The 16,982-nt window shown below is 72.9% G+C and carries 17 protein-coding genes; 13 read left to right on the plus strand and 4 right to left on the minus strand.

Annotation, left to right across the window (positions count from 1 at the left end; translation table 11 throughout):
• The first annotated feature begins 232 nt into the window (after nt 1-232).
• The 9 genes from ACF1FZ_RS07550 (at nt 233) to ACF1FZ_RS07590 (ending at nt 8,988) form a co-directional block, all read left to right on the plus strand.
• Nucleotides 233-358, plus strand: coding sequence for a hypothetical protein (locus ACF1FZ_RS07550; RefSeq protein ID WP_262346869.1), 126 nt, complete (start codon nt 233-235; stop codon nt 356-358).
• An 80-nt stretch (nt 359-438) separates the two neighbouring features.
• Nucleotides 439-1,881, plus strand: coding sequence for an MFS transporter (locus ACF1FZ_RS07555; protein WP_391772431.1), 1,443 nt, complete (start codon nt 439-441; stop codon nt 1,879-1,881).
• Entirely contained in the window at nt 1,865-3,127 is a 1,263-nt protein-coding gene (locus tag ACF1FZ_RS07560; protein WP_391772432.1) for a tetratricopeptide repeat protein, read from the plus strand. The genes ACF1FZ_RS07555 and ACF1FZ_RS07560 overlap by 17 nt, the downstream gene beginning before the upstream one ends.
• 3 nt (nt 3,128-3,130) lie before the next feature.
• A complete protein-coding gene (locus ACF1FZ_RS07565) occupies nt 3,131-5,050 on the plus strand; it encodes a B12-binding domain-containing radical SAM protein (protein WP_391772433.1) in 1,920 nt (639 codons plus the stop codon).
• Nucleotides 5,050-5,985, plus strand: coding sequence for a DUF692 family multinuclear iron-containing protein (locus tag ACF1FZ_RS07570; protein ID WP_391772434.1), 936 nt, complete (start codon nt 5,050-5,052; stop codon nt 5,983-5,985). Before ACF1FZ_RS07565 ends, ACF1FZ_RS07570 begins: the two co-directional genes overlap by 1 nt.
• The gene (locus tag ACF1FZ_RS07575) at nt 5,975-6,802 is read left to right on the plus strand and encodes a hypothetical protein (protein ID WP_391772435.1); all 828 of its coding nucleotides are present in this window, start codon (nt 5,975-5,977) and stop codon (nt 6,800-6,802) included. The genes ACF1FZ_RS07570 and ACF1FZ_RS07575 overlap by 11 nt, the downstream gene beginning before the upstream one ends.
• Nucleotides 6,799-7,584, plus strand: a complete 786-nt coding sequence (locus ACF1FZ_RS07580) for a JmjC domain-containing protein (RefSeq protein WP_391772436.1) — start codon at nt 6,799-6,801, stop codon at nt 7,582-7,584. Before ACF1FZ_RS07575 ends, ACF1FZ_RS07580 begins: the two co-directional genes overlap by 4 nt.
• Nucleotides 7,581-8,645 carry a metallopeptidase TldD-related protein gene (locus tag ACF1FZ_RS07585; RefSeq protein WP_391772437.1) on the plus strand — a complete coding sequence of 355 codons (1,065 nt, stop codon included), beginning with the start codon at nt 7,581-7,583 and terminating at the stop codon, nt 8,643-8,645. Before ACF1FZ_RS07580 ends, ACF1FZ_RS07585 begins: the two co-directional genes overlap by 4 nt.
• A gap of 169 nt (nt 8,646-8,814) precedes the next feature.
• Nucleotides 8,815-8,988 carry a hypothetical protein gene (locus tag ACF1FZ_RS07590; RefSeq protein ID WP_391772438.1) on the plus strand — a complete coding sequence of 58 codons (174 nt, stop codon included), beginning with the start codon at nt 8,815-8,817 and terminating at the stop codon, nt 8,986-8,988.
• Between the two features lie 481 nt (nt 8,989-9,469).
• Here ACF1FZ_RS07590 and ybaK read toward each other — a convergent pair whose 3' ends face one another.
• The 4 genes from ybaK to ACF1FZ_RS07610 all read right to left on the minus strand — a co-directional run bounded on the left by ybaK (nt 9,470) and on the right by ACF1FZ_RS07610 (nt 13,632).
• Complete coding sequence (gene ybaK / locus ACF1FZ_RS07595) at nt 9,470-9,970, minus strand: Cys-tRNA(Pro) deacylase (protein WP_391772439.1); 501 nt, start codon at nt 9,968-9,970, stop codon at nt 9,470-9,472.
• Nucleotides 9,971-9,986: 16 nt separating this feature from the next.
• Nucleotides 9,987-10,763 (minus strand): LON peptidase substrate-binding domain-containing protein, encoded by a 777-nt coding sequence (locus tag ACF1FZ_RS07600; RefSeq protein ID WP_391772440.1) that lies wholly within the window; start codon nt 10,761-10,763, stop codon nt 9,987-9,989.
• Between the two features lie 11 nt (nt 10,764-10,774).
• Entirely contained in the window at nt 10,775-11,809 is a 1,035-nt protein-coding gene (locus ACF1FZ_RS07605; RefSeq protein WP_391772441.1) for a hypothetical protein, read from the minus strand.
• A 221-nt stretch (nt 11,810-12,030) separates the two neighbouring features.
• On the minus strand, nt 12,031-13,632 hold the full coding sequence (locus tag ACF1FZ_RS07610; RefSeq protein WP_391772442.1) for an oxidoreductase: 1,602 nt from the start codon (nt 13,630-13,632) through the stop codon (nt 12,031-12,033).
• Between the two features lie 160 nt (nt 13,633-13,792).
• On the opposite strand from ACF1FZ_RS07610, the gene hisD reads away from it, so the two are divergent.
• The 4 genes from hisD to ACF1FZ_RS07630 are packed head-to-tail and all read left to right on the plus strand — an operon-like array spanning nt 13,793 to nt 16,978.
• Nucleotides 13,793-15,115 (plus strand): histidinol dehydrogenase, encoded by a 1,323-nt coding sequence (hisD, locus tag ACF1FZ_RS07615; protein ID WP_391772443.1) that lies wholly within the window; start codon nt 13,793-13,795, stop codon nt 15,113-15,115.
• A complete protein-coding gene (locus ACF1FZ_RS07620) occupies nt 15,112-16,224 on the plus strand; it encodes a histidinol-phosphate transaminase (RefSeq protein ID WP_391772444.1) in 1,113 nt (370 codons plus the stop codon). The genes hisD and ACF1FZ_RS07620 overlap by 4 nt, the downstream gene beginning before the upstream one ends.
• Nucleotides 16,221-16,814, plus strand: coding sequence for an imidazoleglycerol-phosphate dehydratase HisB (gene hisB, locus ACF1FZ_RS07625; RefSeq protein ID WP_205019586.1), 594 nt, complete (start codon nt 16,221-16,223; stop codon nt 16,812-16,814). The genes ACF1FZ_RS07620 and hisB overlap by 4 nt, the downstream gene beginning before the upstream one ends.
• Nucleotides 16,811-16,978: a hypothetical protein gene (locus tag ACF1FZ_RS07630; protein ID WP_028440214.1), complete on the plus strand. Its 168-nt coding sequence runs from the start codon at nt 16,811-16,813 to the stop codon at nt 16,976-16,978. The genes hisB and ACF1FZ_RS07630 overlap by 4 nt, the downstream gene beginning before the upstream one ends.
• The last annotated feature ends 4 nt before the right edge of the window (nt 16,979-16,982 follow it).

A 16,982-nucleotide genomic window follows, 5' to 3' on the forward strand; every position in this document is an offset into this window, starting at 1 on the left:
GAGAGACGAGAACCGGCCACCGAACACCTTTATGAATCCTGGATTCCGCCCTCCCGTCGCCGCGTTCTGCCAGCTTGCCGCAGGTATTCGAAATGGCGAATGCGGGCCGTTCGAAAATTGCTTTCGGCCACAAAGGGTGAGCGGTATTCTCGCAGCGGGAATTCCCCGGATAGCGTATTTCCCGGTGCTGCGGGAATCGGCCTGCAGCGATCCTTCCTTTTCAGGAGGAATTATGGGCGAGTCACGCAACGAGCAGACCATCCTCGACGACATCGAAGACCTCGACAGCCTGGAAGTCCTGGAGGCCGAGGACCTGGACGAGAGCGTCGCCTTCCACGCGTTCCGCTTCAAGAACTGATCCGAAGGACCGACGCAGGCCTGCCACCGGCCGGTAAAACCGTCGGTGGCAGGCTCCACGAGAAAGGTCTCGCGTTCCCGGTGAGAACATATCTGCGGCTGCTCGGAAATCGGCGTTTCGCCGGCCTCTGTCTTGGGCAGGCTGTTTCTCTGCTCGGTGACGCATTCTTCCCGATCATCGTCGTGGTGGCCGCGGCACGGTCGGGAACGACGGCGGAGACCATCGGAGCGGTGTTCGCCGCCCGTTTCATCGCGCTCGGTGGTGTCGTCCTCTTCAGCGGCGCTCTTCTCGACCGCGTCAGCCCTGTCGCCGCGGCGGTCACCGCGGATGCCACCCGCTTCCTCGCACTCATCGCGCTCGCCCTCCTCTGGGACGGCCGGCTGGACGCCGTCGTCCTCGTCGTCGCCGTCCTCATCGGCCTGTGCGAAGCGGTGAGCGAACCGGCTCTGCTGCTGATCACTCCACGGGTGCTGCGCAAGGACACACACGCGGCCACGGAGCCGGACGGCGCAACCGGCGCGCCTCACGGCTCCGGCAGCCCCGACGGCGACGCGGATCCCGGCGGCTCCGGCGGCCCCGACCGCGAGGAAGCCGCGGTCACCGCTGCGTACGGCCTCCTCGAAGGCATGCGCAACACCTCCGGCATCGTCGGCCCCACCCTCGCCGCCACGCTCGTCGCCGTCCTCAGCTCTTCGGCGGGAGCCGTTGCCGCCGCCGTGGCCTTCGGTCTGTCCGCGATCGCGACCCGCTGGGCGGGCGCCCGGTACGCGGCACGCCCTGGACCGGACAGCCCTGCGAAGACCGGACCGGCCGAACCGGCCGTCGAGGCGCCCGACGAGTCACTGCTGCGCTCCGCCCTCGGCGGGCTCGCCGTGCTGTGGCGGGTGCGGTGGCTGCGGCACGTGCAGATCCTCGCCGTCGTCCACGTCCTGCTCGCCGTCGGACCGTGGATGGTGGCCCTGCCGGTCTTCCTGCTCGGAGCGGGACACAGCGCCACCGTCTACGGACTCGTGCTCGGCGCCTTCGCCGTGGGCACCGTCGTCGGCGCGCTGGTCGGCGGGCGCGTCGCCGGCCGGAGCAGAGGACTGCACTCGCTGGCGCTGCTCGGCCTCTTCGGCGTGACCGTGCTGGCACCCGTGGCGACCGGATCGGTGCTGCTGCTCACGGCCGCGTTCGTCGCGGGCGGTATCGGCCAGCAGGCGTTCGACGTCGTGAAGATGGCCGGGCTCCGCCGGGAGGTGCCCGAGCGGCTGCACGGCCGGGCGTTCTCCGCCGACTTCTTCTTCTCCTTCGCCTCACTGCCCCTCGGCCAGCTCTTCGGCGCGGTACTGCTCCGCTTCGCCGATGCCCGGACGATCATGCTGGGGTCAGGTGTCCTCGTCCTGGTGACCACCGCCGCCACGATGCTCAGCCCGGACGCGCGCCGCTTCTCCTCGGCGCCCCTGCCCGCTCCCAGGACACCCCCCACGCCGGCACAGGCCGCGCCGCTCACGGAGGGGGCGCGGGATGCCGGGACGCGTTGACCTGTTCGAGGAGCACGGCGAGGTCGCGGCGCTGTGGCCGCGGAGTCCCTACCGCGACCGGACCGTCGTCTGTTTCGACCGCCACCTGGACCTCAAGCCCCTCGCCCCCGGCGGGGAGGAGGCCCTGCGCGCCGCGGCACGTGCCGGGACGTCCCCCGCAAAGCTGCTGCGCCGGCTGCCGGTGCGCGGGGTGCCCGGCGCCTTCGGACTCGACGACTTCTGGTCCGCCGCCGTCCTCGCCGCCGCCCTCACCGACCTGGTGTGGGTGCCGAGCTGGATCTCGTACGCGGGCTGGGAGAGCAGGGCGGTGGACTGCGTGTCCCTCATCGCCACCGGCGGTGCCCCGGCACATCCGCAGGCCGGGGGGTGCTGCCTGGCGGTGACACTGTGCGGCGTACGGCTTTCGGTCGTACCGCCTGATCTCCTCACCCGCCACCTGGACCGGCATGTGACCGGCGACGTCGTCACCGACATCGACCTGGACTGGCTGGTGGACGAGCACGGCAGGCCCGACCACTCCGTGGACGAGCTGGCCGGCCTGGTCGCGGCCTGCGGGGGCGAACTGTCCGCGATGACGTGGTCCACCCGCTCCGGGTTCCTGCCCGGCGAGTTCCGCGGGGTCGGCCCGGACGTCGCGGGGCGGCTGGGGCTGCGGGCCCGGGAGTCCTCCTTCCTGCCCTCCGTCCCGTGGCCGGAGGACCTGATGCTGCGCGTCCACCGGGGCGCCGGGCCCCCGGTCCACGACGGGTCCGAGGCGGAAGGCGGGGAGCCCGGCGCGGTGGATCCCGCGCCAGGAGTGGCGGTGGCCCTGCACGGCCTGGCGCACGCCTCCGCGAGCCCCGCGCAGGCCCAGCGGTGCTACGACCGGGCGGCCGCCCAGGGGTACCGGTCGAGCTGGCTGGCGTACAAGATCGGCGCGGCACACTACGCGCGGGGCGACCACCGCGCGGCGAGGGACCGACTGCGCGAGGCCGTCGCGCTCGACCCGCGCGACACCCTCGCGATGCACGCACGCGTCCTGTCGGCCCGCGCCACCCTGCGCCTGGAGGGGCCCGGCGCCGCGCTGACGGAATTCCGCGCCGTGGCCGAGGAGCTGCCGTTGCGTGCCGGGGTCTGGCGCACCGTCCGGGTGCTCGCCGACGCGCGGGGCGACCCGGAGAGCGCAGGGACGGCACGGGAGCGCCTGGACCTCATCGAACAGCTGACGCGGGCACGGACCACCGGGCGGAGCACGGGACGGGGATGAGCGATGAGCGACGTACTGCTGGTGATGCCGCCGGTGAGCGAGGCCGTCCAGTTTCCGTACCTGGCGCTGCCGCAGCTCGCCGCCGCCTGGACGGCTCAGGGCCACCGGGTCCGCACCCTCGACCTGAACCTGGAGTACCGCGCCCGCGTCCTGGTCCGCCGTCACGAGCCGTCCGCCGCGGACGATCCGCCCCCTGGAGCGGCGCTGCCGAGCGCGGGCGCGATCTACCGGGCCGTCAGTGAGCGCTACCGGGCCCGGCACGGCGTCCGGCTCCTGGAGACCGCCCGCGACCGCTCCACCGGCTTCGCCCAGGAAGCGGCCATCCAGGCGACGGTCCGCTACGTCACCCAGCAGGCGTCCCAGGACGGCTGGATCGTGGACGGCCCGCTGCTGCTGTCCGAACTGGACAGGTACGTCGAGGCCGGCCGCGAGAGCTGGTCGGCGCGCTGGTGTGCCGACCGCATCGAGGAACTGCTGTCCGACGACCCGCCACGGATGCTCGCCTTCTCCGTGCCCTTCTTCAGCCAGCTCGTCCCCGTCCTCACCCTGTGCGTGCTGCTCAGGAAGCGGCGCCCCGCGCTGCGGATCGCGCTCGGCGGGCCCACCGTGCAGATGTGGGCGGCACCGCTGCGCCGGCACGTCACCGCCTCCCACGCCGTCGACCACTGGTGCCTGGGCCACGGTGAGGACTTCCTCACCCGCGTTCTCGGCGGCGGGACCCGTGTTCCGGGTACCGGCGGGAGAGGCGGCACGGGAGAGGACACCACCGGCGGGGGCGCCCAGCGGGAGCGGACGGGGCTCGCGGACGGCTTCGTGCTGAGCGAGCAGCCGATGCCGGACTTCGGACCGTTCGACTTCTCCGTCTACACCAACATGGCCCACCAGTTCCCCTACCGGCTCACGGTCGGCTGCTACTGGGGAAAGTGCACCTTCTGCTCGTACGGCAACCGCTACCGCGACGCCCGTGCCTTCCAGCAGATCGACCCGGAGGTGGCCGCCGGCCACCTGGTGGCGCTGGCCGGCCGGCTGGGGATGACCGATGTGGCGGTCACCGACGAGAACACCGGTCTGCGCCATCTGCTGCGCGTGACGGAGGCGGTCCGCCGGCGCGGCGCGGTGCTCACCTTCCGGGTCCGGGCGCGTCTGGAGCGCGAACTGGCCGATCCCGCCTTCTGCGAACGGCTGCGCGCGGCGGGCTGTGTGCAGGTGTCGACCGGTTTCGAGACCGCCCACCAAGGCATCCTCGACTCCCTGCACAAGGGCCAGGACGCGGCGCACGCGGAACGCGCCGTCCTCAACCTCACCCGGGCCGGCATCGTCACCAACCTGTCGTTCATGGACGGTTTCGAGCACGACGACGCCCTCCGGGGCTCCCGGGAAACGGTCGAGGTGGTGCGCCGTCACCCGGCGGACATGGGGCTGGACACCATGCAGCTGGTCGTCGCCGAACCGGGCAGCTATCTGTGGGCCGGCCGGCGGCGCCAGGACGACGACTACCTGGTCACCAACGAGGGCCTGGCCTTCGCCGGCGGCCGGGTCGGCGGCGCGCTCCTCGAGCACACCGCGACGGAGGAGGCCAGACAGCGGCTGCTGCGCATGACCGTCGAGGCGGTGCCGGACGCCGAGCGGGCCGCCCGGCCCGACCTCCCGCCGCGCGGGCAGGACCGGCCCGCGGCGGTGACGGCGGTCACCGGGCCGGCTCTGCGGGCCCGGCCGCGTTTCGGAGTGGCGCTCGACTCCGTCCGTACGCGCTGGTTCCTGGCCGACGTCGCCTGGCCACGCATGGCTGCCGTACCCGTGGGCGTGGAGCGCGTCCCCGGCGGCGGCCTCACCGCCGAGGAGCCGAGGGCGCGCCGCTGGCTGGCGCAGATGATCGACAAGAGGCTCCTCGTGCCCGACCCACCGGAAACGGAGAGTGCCTGATGGACAAACTGGGACTCGGCCTCGGCATGGACCTCGTCTGGGGCGAACGCATCGGATTCGAGAAGACAGGGGAGGGCCGCCCGACCGACCAGGTCGCAACGTTCCTGCGGCGCAACGCACAGGTGTACGACTACATGTTCGTCGCCTTCCAGCCCATCGACTACGGCCCGCTCACACCCGAGCGCTACTTCCCCGCGTACGACGGCCTCTTCACACTGTTCGGCGACGGCCGCCCGCGCGCCTTCCACCACACCCTGCTCAACACCGGCTCCCCGGAGCGCTACGAACGGTCCGCCGTCGCGGACTTCACCAACGCCCTGGTCGAACGCTACGGATTCCGCTGGATCATCGAGGACCTGGGGATCTGGTCGCTGGGGGGCCGCAGCCTGCCGTACCCGATGCCGCCCGTACTGACCGCCGAGGGGCTGCGGCGCTGCGTAGCGGGGGTCGCGGAGTGGCGTGAGCGGCTGCGGGCGCCGCTGTCCGTGGAGTTCCCCGGTTTCACCGAGGGCGGCAGTTTCCTGGTCGGCACGCTGGACGCCTTCGCGTTCTTCGACACCGTCGTCCGCGAGACGGGCGTACACGCGACGATCGACATCGGTCACATCCTCGCCTACCAGTGGCTGATGGGGCGCACCGGAGCGCGCATGTTCGACGGCCTCGAGACGTTGCCGCTCGACCGCTGCCACGAGGTGCACCTGTCCGGCTGCCAGATCGTCGACGGACGCTTCCGGGACCTGCACCACGGCGTGCTGCTCGACGAACAGCTGACCCTGCTGGAACACCTGCTGCCGATGATGCCGCGGCTGACCGGAATCACCTACGAGGACCCCAAGTTCACCGCCGACGGGGCACTCGTGCCCAAGTCGCGGCCGAACGCGGAGCGCCTCTTCTCCCTCGTACGGGACTGGAAGGAGACCGTCCATGCAGCATGAGGCCACCGCGGTGGACGACGGGTACGACGTGGACGGCGGGCCCGGCCCGGACGACGCGGCCGAGGCCGGGCGGCACGGACGCATCCTGCGGGTCCTCGACCGGCTGCTGTACGACCAGCGGTTCCGCTCCGCGTTCGCCGCGGACGGCCCCGGCGGCATGCGGCCGCCGCTCGACGCGGACCTGGTCGAGGTCTTCGCCCGGGTGGACCTGACGGAACTGCGGCTGGTCGGGCGTAACATCCGCTCGGCCGTGGTCAGCGGTGGCACGGGCACGGGAGAGGGGCTCAAGGGGGCCTTCCCGCGCACCCTGGGGACGATCCGGGAGCGGCACGGCCACGGGACCAACGTGGTGGCCGAACTCTTCCTGGCCTCACCGCAGTTCCAGCGCTTCCGCGACGTGCCCCACTCCCCCCGGGGGCGTGGTCTCTCGCTGCCCGAGTGCTTCCACCGGTTCATGGCGGCCGGACCGCCCTTCGACCCCGAGTGCGCTCTTGAGCCGCTCGCGCACCACGAGGCCGCCTGTGCCGTCGCCCGGGCGATCGCCACGGGCGCGGAGGCCACCTTCGACGTCGCCCTGCGCGACGCGGCCTTCCACGGCGGCACCTTCTGCGCCTTCCGTGACTACTCCGAGGCACCCGCCGCCTGGGAACTGCGCCCCACGATGTTCCTCGCGGGTGCGGGGCGCTGCGTCATCGGCCCGGTCGGGCGTCCCCTCTTCGACGCGCTGGCCTCCGTCCTGGCCGGCCACGACGCGGGCACGGCGCCGGACGTACGGGCGGAACTGCTGCAGCGGCTGCGGGCCTGGGGGTTGCGGTGAACGCGCGAGCACTGCGGGAGACGGACCGGTTCGACCTGGACCTCTTCTACCGCGAGCACTGGCGCCGCCGCCCGGTCCTCTGGCGCGGCTGCGGCCCGCGCTTCCTCGCCCCCGCCCTCGGCTGGTCCGACATCGAGGTCCTGGAGCGCCGCCTCGAAGGGGCGCCGCAGGAACCGGGGCCCGGAGCACAGGTGCGCCGGCGGCCCGACGGCGCGGTGCTCTTCGTCAACCAGGCGCAGCACACCCTGCCGGAACTGGCCGACGCCTGCGCGAAGCTGACCGGCCTGTTCGGCTGGGACGAGTGCACGGCGGACCTGTCGGTGACCCGGGGCCGCGGAGCGGGCATCGGCTGCCACTTCGACCACAGCGACAATTTCGTCGTGCAGCAACAGGGCTCGAAGACCTGGCTGGTGGGCCTGCCCGAGGACACCGCGCCGGAGCGGCAGCGCAGCCGCATGCTGGAGACCAAGGGCTTCGTGCCCGCCGGCCGCCTGCCCGAGGAGCCCTTCCGCGCGGAACTGCACCCCGGCGACGTGCTCTACCTGCCGCTGTTCGCCCCGCACGAGGGTGTGGAGGGGGACGGCAGCGGAGGCTCCGTCAGTGTCTCCTTCTCGTACAACGCCCGGAGCGCGCTCTCCCGGCACCTCAAGCCCCTCCTGGGCGCACTGTCGCGGGAGCCGGCCTGGTGGCAGCCGATGCCGCTCGGCCCACCCGACACCGAACGGCTCGAGGACGCGTTGCGCCGGGCCCTGCGCACGGTCACGGACACACCGCCGTCGTGACCGACGTCCTGTCCGAGGCGCTGGACGCGGCGCGGGTGGAGCTGGGACCGAGGGCACGGATCGTCCCGGACGAGCGGGACGGGCTGTGGCGGGTGCGCATCAGCCTCGGTGCCCCGCACCACGGCTCGACACCCCAGTGGGGCACCGCCGCCTACGACCGTCCTTTCGTGGCCGGCCAGATACGACAGGGCGTACGGCAGCTCCTCGACGACCAAGCCCTGCTGCGGCTGCGCTCGCCGCTGGCGGAGCCGGTGACAGGGCCGGCGCTGCTGTCGCCCACGGCCGCCGGGGTCCTGGCGCACGAATGCTTCGGGCACACCAGCGAGGCCGACAACTACCTCACCGACGGCGGCGCCCTCGGCCGCGTCCTCGGCGACCGCTGGACACCGGCCGCGCTGACGGTACGGGACCGGCCCGGGGCCCGCCCGTACGCGGGCAGCTACGCGCGCGACGACGAGGGCACCACCGCACGGACCGTCACGCTGCTGCGCGAGGGCTACTGGACGGGGCTGCTCACCGACCGGAGCACCCGGGCGCTCAGCGACGGCCGCAGCACCGGGCACGGACGGGGCCGCCGAGGCACGGTCGTCCCGCGCTGCAGCGTGCTGGAGGTCGCGGCCGGCCGGGACACGGCGGAGGGACTGCGCAGCCGGCTGGGCGAGGGCTGGCTGCTCGGCACGGCGATCGGCGGCTTCTCCGTGCGCGGCCACCTGATCCTGGAACTGCTGTGGGCACGCCGGGTGCGGGCGGGCCGCGCGACCCGAGAAGTCGTCGGGCCGGTGGCGGTCTGTGCCCGCAAGGCCGCGCTGGCCGGCCGGATCACGGCTGTCGGCGACGACGTGACGGTGCACAGCTCGCCCTACACCTGCGTCAAGGCCGGGCACGAGGTCGGCTCGACCCTCATCAGCCCGTCCCTGCTGCTCGACCGCTGCGTCCTGCGTCCACTCGCGGACGTCGAGCGGCTGCTGACCCGCTCGGGCGCCCCGTCCGTACCCCCGCCGAACGGGACCGGTGACGAATCCGCGGGCGCGGAGCGCCGATGTCCCCCGAGGCAGGAGTGAGGCCGGGTCCGGCCTGCCCCGGAGGGCGAGCGGGAGGCACCTCACCGGTCTGTCCCACTCCGGCCCCGCGCCCTGGCGGGGCTTTTCTCCGCCGGCGTTTCGGCTTCGGCCCGTTTCCGTCCCGGGGTCAGGGGCAGGCGACCGGGTGAGCACCTACGAAAGGACCGACATGAGCGCCGGAGAGAAGACCAAGGCCAAGGCCGAGCAGATCGTCGGCAAGGCCGTACGCAAGGCGGCCCACGCGGCGGGTGACGACACCACCGCGGCCAAGGGAGCGGCACTGGAGGCCCGGGGCAAGGGCAGGGGCACCAAGGAGAAGTCCAAGGACGCCTTCAAGCGCTGACCCCGCCGGACGGCGGGGGAGCACCCGCACCGGGCCGGCGTGGTGCGTCCGCAGCGCGGCGTACACAGGTCCCCGCTGCCGGACGCACCTCCTGGCGACCCGGAGGGATCGGCTCGCGGCACCGCTCGCAGCGCCCGCAGGCCCCTCGCTCCGCGCGCTCCAGCGCCCGGTCGGCCTCCTCCGGGTGGGCGTACGCCCGCGTCGGCAGCGAGGCGGCACGGCCCGCTCGAAGGCGGTGCTGGATCCCTCCGGGTCGTACGCGTCGTCGAGCGCCACCAGTGCGCCGGCCTCGACGATCCCGTCATGACCGCTGTGCGGAGCCATGATCCGGGCGTCCGTGGCGCGGTGTCCCCCGGCAGACACTCGCGGACGGCCGCGCGACCGCCCGGCCCGGCACGTCCGGGAGAAGGAAACCGTTCCCCCGCGCGAAAACCGCGGAGCGGGGCCGGCGCCCCGCTTTCCCGCAGGCGGCGCCTCGCGGTCACGCCCGGCCGATGGGGGCCACCACGGCGTCCGTCAGAGCGGCCAGGTCCGAGGCGGCCAGCTCGACCTCCAGGCCGCGCCGTCCCGCCGAGACGCAGATCGTCGGGTGGGCCGCGGCCGACGCGTCCAGTACCGTGCGCAGGCGTCTGCGCTGGCCCAGGGGGGAGATGCCGCCCCTCACATAGCCCGTGGTGCGCTCCGCGGCCGCCGGGTCCGCCATGGCCGCCCGCTTGCCGCCCACCGCCGATGCCAGCGCCTTCAGGTCGAGCGATCCGGCGACGGGGACGACGGCGACGACCAGTTCGCCGTCCACGTCGGCGACCAGGGTCTTGAACACCCGGTCGGCGGAGACCCCGAGGGCCTCGGCCGCCTCCTCGCCGTAGGAGGGGGAGGCCGGATCGTGGTCGTACGAGTGGACCGTGAACTCCGTGCCGGCCGTGGTCAGAGCCACTGTGGCCGGGGTGCCGCCGGCCTGCTGCTTCCTGGACTTCTTCGCCACCGGGCAGGTCCTCGGGTCAGTTGGGGTACGTGGGTTCGCGGGTCAGGTCGGCCGCCGGCAGCGACGGGAGGTGCCGGATGACCGCGGTCTCCTTGCGCAGGAGCGACAGCTCCTCACGCAGCCGGGTCGCGGTGTCGGGGGCCTGGAGCAGCCGCTGCTTCGACGGGACGTCCAGCACGGCGGCGGCCGCGACCAGGTACGAGACGACGGACGGGTCGTCAGGCAGGTCCGCGCCGGTCGTCAGGGAACGCTCGCTCGCGCCGGCCAGCCGCTTCTGGTAGCTGCGGAAGGCGCGCAGGACACCCTCGGCCAGGGCTCCCGCCTCGTCCGTGGGTGAGTCCTCGCCGACGGCGGCGCCCGGATCCTCGGGCAGTTCCTCCACCTCGGCCGTCAGGAACGGGCCGCTCGCGTCGACGGAGAGCAGCCGGACCCGGGTGGTGCCGGTCGCCAGGACCTCGTAACTGCCGTCGGCACGCTCACGGATCTTGGCCGCGTCCGCGACGCAGCCGACGCGGTGGAAGGTCTGGAGGGGGTCGGGTCCGAAGCCGTCGGCCGGGGCCCGCTCCACAGGAGGCGCGGCGGCGACGGTGTCCGGCATCCCGGTGGCCGTCGGCGCGGTCTCACGGCCGTCGCGGATCGCGACCACCACGAAGCGGCGCGGTGCGTCCTCGTCGGTCTCGAGCAGCTCGCGCATCATGGCGCGATAACGCTCCTCGAAGACGTTGAGCGGCAGCACGAGGCCGGGGAACAGCACCGCGTTCAGCGGGAAGAGGGGCAGGCGAGCGGTGGTCACAGCGGCCAAGCCTAATGGTCGCGGCGCCCGTCGTGTTCCGGCCTCCCGCACAGGGGCGTCGAAGAGGCCACCCGGAGCCGGGCGTCCGCCCGCGCGTCGAGGAATCCCCCGAGCGCCTCCCCGGTGACGGACGCCCAGGGGAACGAGGTCGCGTACGGCCCGATCAGCCGGAACTGCTCCAGCGCCTCGGCCGCGCGGCTCCGTGCGACCAGGACGTAGGCGAGGAGGTTGCGGACCTCCGCCGGCCGGGGGTCCCCGGCGGGGAATCCGGCCGAGAGCCTGATCGCGAGGTCGACGGCGGCGTCGATCCGGTCGCCCTGCACGGAGTTCGCCCGCGCGGCCGCCTTCTCGTCGCGCAGCAGGGCGTATGCCGCGCGTACGGGCAGTGCCTGCACCAGGGAGTCGCGGGCGGCGTCCTCGGCCGCCCGTTCGGCGAAGTCGAAGCATTCGCGGTGGGAGCCGTACCACTCGGCCGAGAGGTACCGGAGCGCGGAGACGTGGCTGCCGTAGTGGTGCGGGGAGCGGCGCACGGCCTGTTCCCACAGCGACTCGAAGACCGTGTGCGGGGCGTGCGTGCCACGGGCATGGTCGAGCGCGAGCCGCCACGGCACCGGGTCGCGGGGATCGGCCTCGGCCGCAGCGGTGATCAGCGGGCTCACGTCGCGGAGCAGCTCGGCGTGGGCGGGGGACTCCCACGCGCGGTGCACCGCCAGCGCGGCCTTGACGAGCAGGGCGTCCGGGTCGCGCGGGGCGGTGGCCAGCCAGCCGGTGAGCCAGCCGTCGCGACTGTGCGCGAAGGCGACCAGCTGGGCCAGGGCGCGGTCGCGGGTCTCCCAGTCGGCGGCGTCCCGGGTGAGGGCGAGGAGCTTGGCCGCGGGACCGAAGTCGTCCGACGCCGCCGCCACCAGCGCGGGGGAGAGCCGTTCGTCGGGGGCGTCGAGCAACACCGCGTCGTCCGCCGGCAGCCCGGCGGCCAGCCCGGGGCCGTACCGGAACGTGCGCGCGGAGCTCAGCAGTGCGCGGAGGAAAGCCATGGTGCAGACCATTGAAAAGCCCTGGTCGGGGCGGCGCCAGAGGGACTCTGTGAAGCTTCTGTGGCGAGTGGGAGGGTTGCCCCGGACAAGGCAAAGAAAGGGCAAAGGAAGCGTCCTCGGATGGCTCGATCACGACCTTCCGGCTGTCGGCGGCCGCCCGGCCGGTCGAGTCTCGACCGGCCTTTCGGCCGCCGTGCCGACAGGGATCCGGCCGCGCGGGACGCCGTTCCCGGTCAGCCGCGCCGCAGCAGCCGCGACGCGCCCGCCGCCACCGTCGTGGCCAGTATCCATCCCACCAGCACGAGGGCCGCCGCCATCCACTGCCAGCCCCCCTCCAGCAGCCAGTAACCGTCCTGCCCGAGATCGATCACCGGCACCAGCAGGTCCAGCGCGTACAACGCGGGATTCCACCGCGGATGCTCGTCCCCCTTGATCGACTCCGGGCTGTACTGCGAGAAGGCCACCGCCCCCGCCGCCCAGAGCACCGCCATCCAGACCAGGGCCCGCCCCGGCCGGTAGCCGTACGCGACCGTCCAGTCCTGCAGATAGCCCCAGATCCGCCCCGCGGGCGGAAGCGTCTCGCGCCGCCGCCGCTGCTTGGCCAGCAGCACCTCGCGCGCGTCCGCGTCCTCCCCGCAGCTGCGCAGCACCGCCGCGAGGCGCTCGTACGGTTCCGGTACGTACTCCGGGGTCGCCGCCAGCACCCACTCCAGGCGCCGGGACAGCGGGAAATGGCCGTACGGGACGAGGTTCTCGTACACGAAGCCGCCCATCGCCAGGCCGCCCGGACCCGGCCAGCTGGTCGAGACGTCGATCAGCGTGACGACCTTCGCGCCGTTCAGCACGACCCGGCCCTCCCGCGGGCGCTCCGCGTTGAACCGCAGCTCGGGAGTGACGATCCGGCGCAGCGACAGCTCCTCGCGGTCGGCGAGCACGAACCGGGCCTTGTGCAGGTCCACCGCGTCCCCGAACCGCCCGTCGTCGAGCCGCACCGCCCCCCGGCACTCGAAGACCTGCGAGCGCATCCCGCGCGCCGGACCGCCGCCGCGCGCCACACCGAACGGGGGGGTGGTGCCCTGGTTCCCCGTGTCGATGCTCACCCACGCCTCGGTCATGTACAGCGTGCGCTCCACGCTCAGCTGCGGGGCGTTCAGCGCCCGCCGCCCGTCCGTGGCGCGCAGCCGGCTGCCGCGCAGGCTCAGCGAACCCCCGACCTTCGCCCCGCGCAGGCTCAGCTCGCCGCGCGTCTCGATCATCTCGGCCTGCAGGTCCTGCGCCACCGACATCCCGTCGCCCACGAAGGCGCGGCCGCGCCGGTCCGGCCCGGCACGGAGCTGGTTGATCAGCAGGTCCGTACCGATCTGGGCGTCCGTCAGCCGGATACCGCGCTCGATCCGGCAGCGCGGCAGATGGAGGTCACCCTCCGTGTGCAACCGGGCGGCTTCCAGCCTCGGCACCGCGCAGCCCACCATCCGCAGCGTCGTGAAGTGGCACTCCGGCAGCACCACCTCCTGCTCGAAGCGGCAGCCCGTCAGCTCCACATAGGGCGAGACGCGGCCGCCCGCCAGATCCAGCTTCCCCGTGATGCGAAGACCCCGGAGCTTCAGCGCGGCCACCCGCCCCGGCCGTGCCGCCGGTCCGCTGAGCAGCAGCCGCGCCACCGTCCGGGCACCGACGCTCCGCTCCGGCCCCCAGCTGTGCGGGGAGAACGGATCGTCGCGGACCGGATCGTGGGAGCGCAGATCGTAGGTGGTGCCGTTCCGGAAGGACTGCCACATACCCAGCTCCGCGGCGCTGAGCCCGTCGGGGATCTCGCCGTCGTGCGGTTCGGTCACCGTCTCACCTCCGCCTGCGCGGTTCGCCCCGCGCTTCGTACAGTCGTTCTTCCCTCTGTGTGACGACGTGAACGCTAATGGTCAGCAGTGACACCCGGGACGTGTATCAGTCAGTGATACGGGCGTCCGGACGGCTGAACCGGTCTGAGAGAATTGCGGTGTGATCTCTCGAATCGATCTGCGCGGTACCGCCCTCCCCGAGGGCGGCGCCCTGCGCGACCTGCTGCCCCGTGCCGAGTTCGACGTGGAAGCCGCCCTGGAGACGGTGCGGCCCATCTGCGAGGACGTACGCCATCGCGGCTCGGCGGCAGTGATCGAGTGGGGGGAGAAATTCGACGGCGTACGCCTGGACTCGATCCGGGTCCCCGTCGGCGCGATCACCGAGGCGCTGGAGCAGCTCGACCCCACCGTGCGCGCCGCTCTGGAGGAGTCGATCCGCCGCGCCCGCCTCGTCCACCGCGAGCAGCGCCGCACCACGCACACCACCCAGGTCGTCCCCGGCGGCACGGTCACCGAGAAGTGGGTGCCCGTCGAGCGCGTCGGGCTCTACGTGCCGGGCGGGCGCGCGGTCTACCCGTCCTCCGTCGTGATGAACGTCGTCCCCGCCCAGGAGGCGGGCGTCGAGGGCCTCGCAGTCTCCTCCCCGCCCCAGAAGGAGTTCGGCGGTCTGCCGCACCCCACGATCCTCGCCGCCTGCGCCCTCCTCGGCGTCGACGAGGTGTACGCCGCCGGCGGCGCCCAGGCCGTCGCGATGTTCGCGTACGGCACCGAGGACTGCCTGCCCGTGAACCTCGTCACCGGCCCCGGCAACATCTACGTCGCCGCCGCCAAGCGCCTCCTCAAGGGCCGCATCGGCATCGACGCCGAGGCCGGCCCGACCGAGATCGCGATCCTCGCCGACGCGAGCGCCGACCCGGTGCACGTCGCCGCCGACCTGATCAGCCAGGCCGAGCACGACCCGATGGCCGCCGCCGTCCTCGTCACCGACTCCGAGGAGCTCGCCGCCGCCACCGAGGCCGAGCTGGCGCCGCAGATCGCCGCGACCCGGCACGTCACGGACCGGATCGAGCCCGCGCTGGCAGGCCGCCAGTCCGCGATCGTCCTGGTCGACGACCTGGAGGACGGCCTCAAGGTCGTCGACGCGTACGCCGCCGAGCACCTGGAGATCCAGACGGAGAACGCCGCCGCCGTCGCCGACCGGGTCCGCAACGCCGGTGCGGTCTTCGTCGGCCCCTGGTCGCCCGTCTCCCTCGGCGACTACTGCGCCGGCTCCAACCACGTCCTGCCCACCGGCGGCTGCGCCTGCCACTCCTCGGGCCTGTCCGTGCAGTCCTTCCTGCGAGGCATCCACATCGTCGACTACACCCGCGACGCGCTCGCCGAGGTCACCCACCACGTGGTCACCCTCGCCGAGGCGGAGGACCTCCCCGCCCACGGTGCCGCGCTCAAGGCCAGGTTCGGGTGGAAGGTTCCGCAGCAGTGACGAACAACCCCTGGGACGACCTCCCGATCCGCGACGAACTGCGCGGCCAGTCCCCGTACGGGGCGCCCCAGCTCGACGTACCGGTCCGGCTGAACACCAACGAGAACCCCTACCCGCTGCCCGAAGCGCTCGTCGACCGCATCGCCGAGCGGGTCCGCGAGGCCGCCCGCGACCTCAACCGCTACCCCGACCGGGACGCCGTGGAGCTCCGCACCGAGCTCGCCCGCTACCTCACCCGCACCGCGGGACACGAGGTGGCCGCGGCCAACGTCTGGGCGGCCAACGGTTCCAACGAGGTCCTCCAGCAGCTGCTGCAGACCTTCGGCGGCCCCGGGCGCACCGCGATCGGCTTCGAGCCCTCGTACTCGATGCACGCCCTCATCTCCCGGGGCACCGGCACCGGCTGGATCTCCGGACCGCGCAACGACGACTTCACCATCGACGTCGAGGCCGCGAAGAAGGCCATCGCCGAGCACCGCCCCGACGTGGTCTTCATCACCTCGCCCAACAACCCGACCGGCACCGCGGTGGACGCGGGGACCGTGGTCGGGCTCTACGACGCCGCCCAGGCCGCAGGGCCCTCGATGGTGGTCGTCGACGAGGCGTACGGCGAATTCAGCCACCACCCCTCGCTGCTGCCGCTGATCGAGGGCCGCCGTCACCTGGTGCTCTCGCGCACCATGTCCAAGGCCTTCGGTGCCGCGGGCCTGCGCCTGGGCTACCTCGCCGCCGACCCCGCCGTCGTCGACGCGGTCCAGCTGGTGCGCCTGCCCTACCACCTGTCCTCCCTCACGCAGGCGACCGCGCTCGCCGCCCTGGAGCACACCGATACGCTGCTCGGGTACGTCGCGCAGCTCAAGAGCGAGCGCGACCGGCTGGTCGACGGACTGCGGGAGCTCGGCTTCGCCGTCACCGACTCGGACGCCAACTTCGTCCAGTTCGGCCGCTTCGCCGACAGCCGCACCGCCTGGCAGCGGATCCTCGACCGGGGCGTCCTGGTCCGGGACAACGGCGTACCGGGGTGGCTGCGGGTCACCGCGGGGACCCCGGCAGAGAACGACGCGTTCCTCGATGCGGTGCGCGAACTGAAGAAGGAGCACGACGCATGAGCCGCGTAGGCAGGGTGGAGCGGACCACCAAGGAGACCTCCGTGCTCGTCGAGATCGACCTCGACGGCACCGGGAAGGTCGATGTCGCGACCGGGGTCGGCTTCTACGACCACATGCTCGACCAGCTCGGCCGGCACGGGCTCTTCGACCTCACGGTCAAGACCGAGGGCGACCTCCACATCGACTCGCACCACACCATCGAGGACACCGCCCTCGCGCTCGGTGCGGCCTTCAGGCAGGCGCTCGGCGACAAGGTCGGCATCTACCGCTTCGGCAACTGCACCGTCCCGCTGGACGAGTCGCTCGCCCAGGTCACCGTCGACCTCTCCGGACGCCCCTACCTGGTGCACACCGAGCCGGAGAAGATGGCGCCGATGATCGGTGAGTACGACACGACGATGACCCGGCACATCCTGGAGTCCTTCGTCGCCCAGGCGCAGATCGCCCTGCACGTCCACGTCCCGTACGGCCGCAACGCCCACCACATCGTGGAGTGCCAGTTCAAGGCGCTGGCCCGTGCCCTGCGCTACGCCAGTGAGCACGACCCGCGCGCGGCCGGGATCCTTCCGTCCACGAAGGGCGCCCTGTGACCGGCCTCAACACCGTGCTGATCGTCGTCGGCCTCTTCCTGGCCGGCGGCGTCTACTCCTTCTGGAAGCAGGGGATGCCCAAGGGCGTCGTCGTGCTCCTCGGGATCGGCTCCGTGATGTGCCTGGTGGCAGGCGTCATGCGGATCCAGGGACTCTGGGACTGAGGTA

Source organism: Streptomyces sp. NPDC014623 (genome assembly GCF_043088245.1).
Taxonomy (GTDB): Bacteria; Actinomycetota; Actinomycetes; order Streptomycetales; family Streptomycetaceae; genus Streptomyces.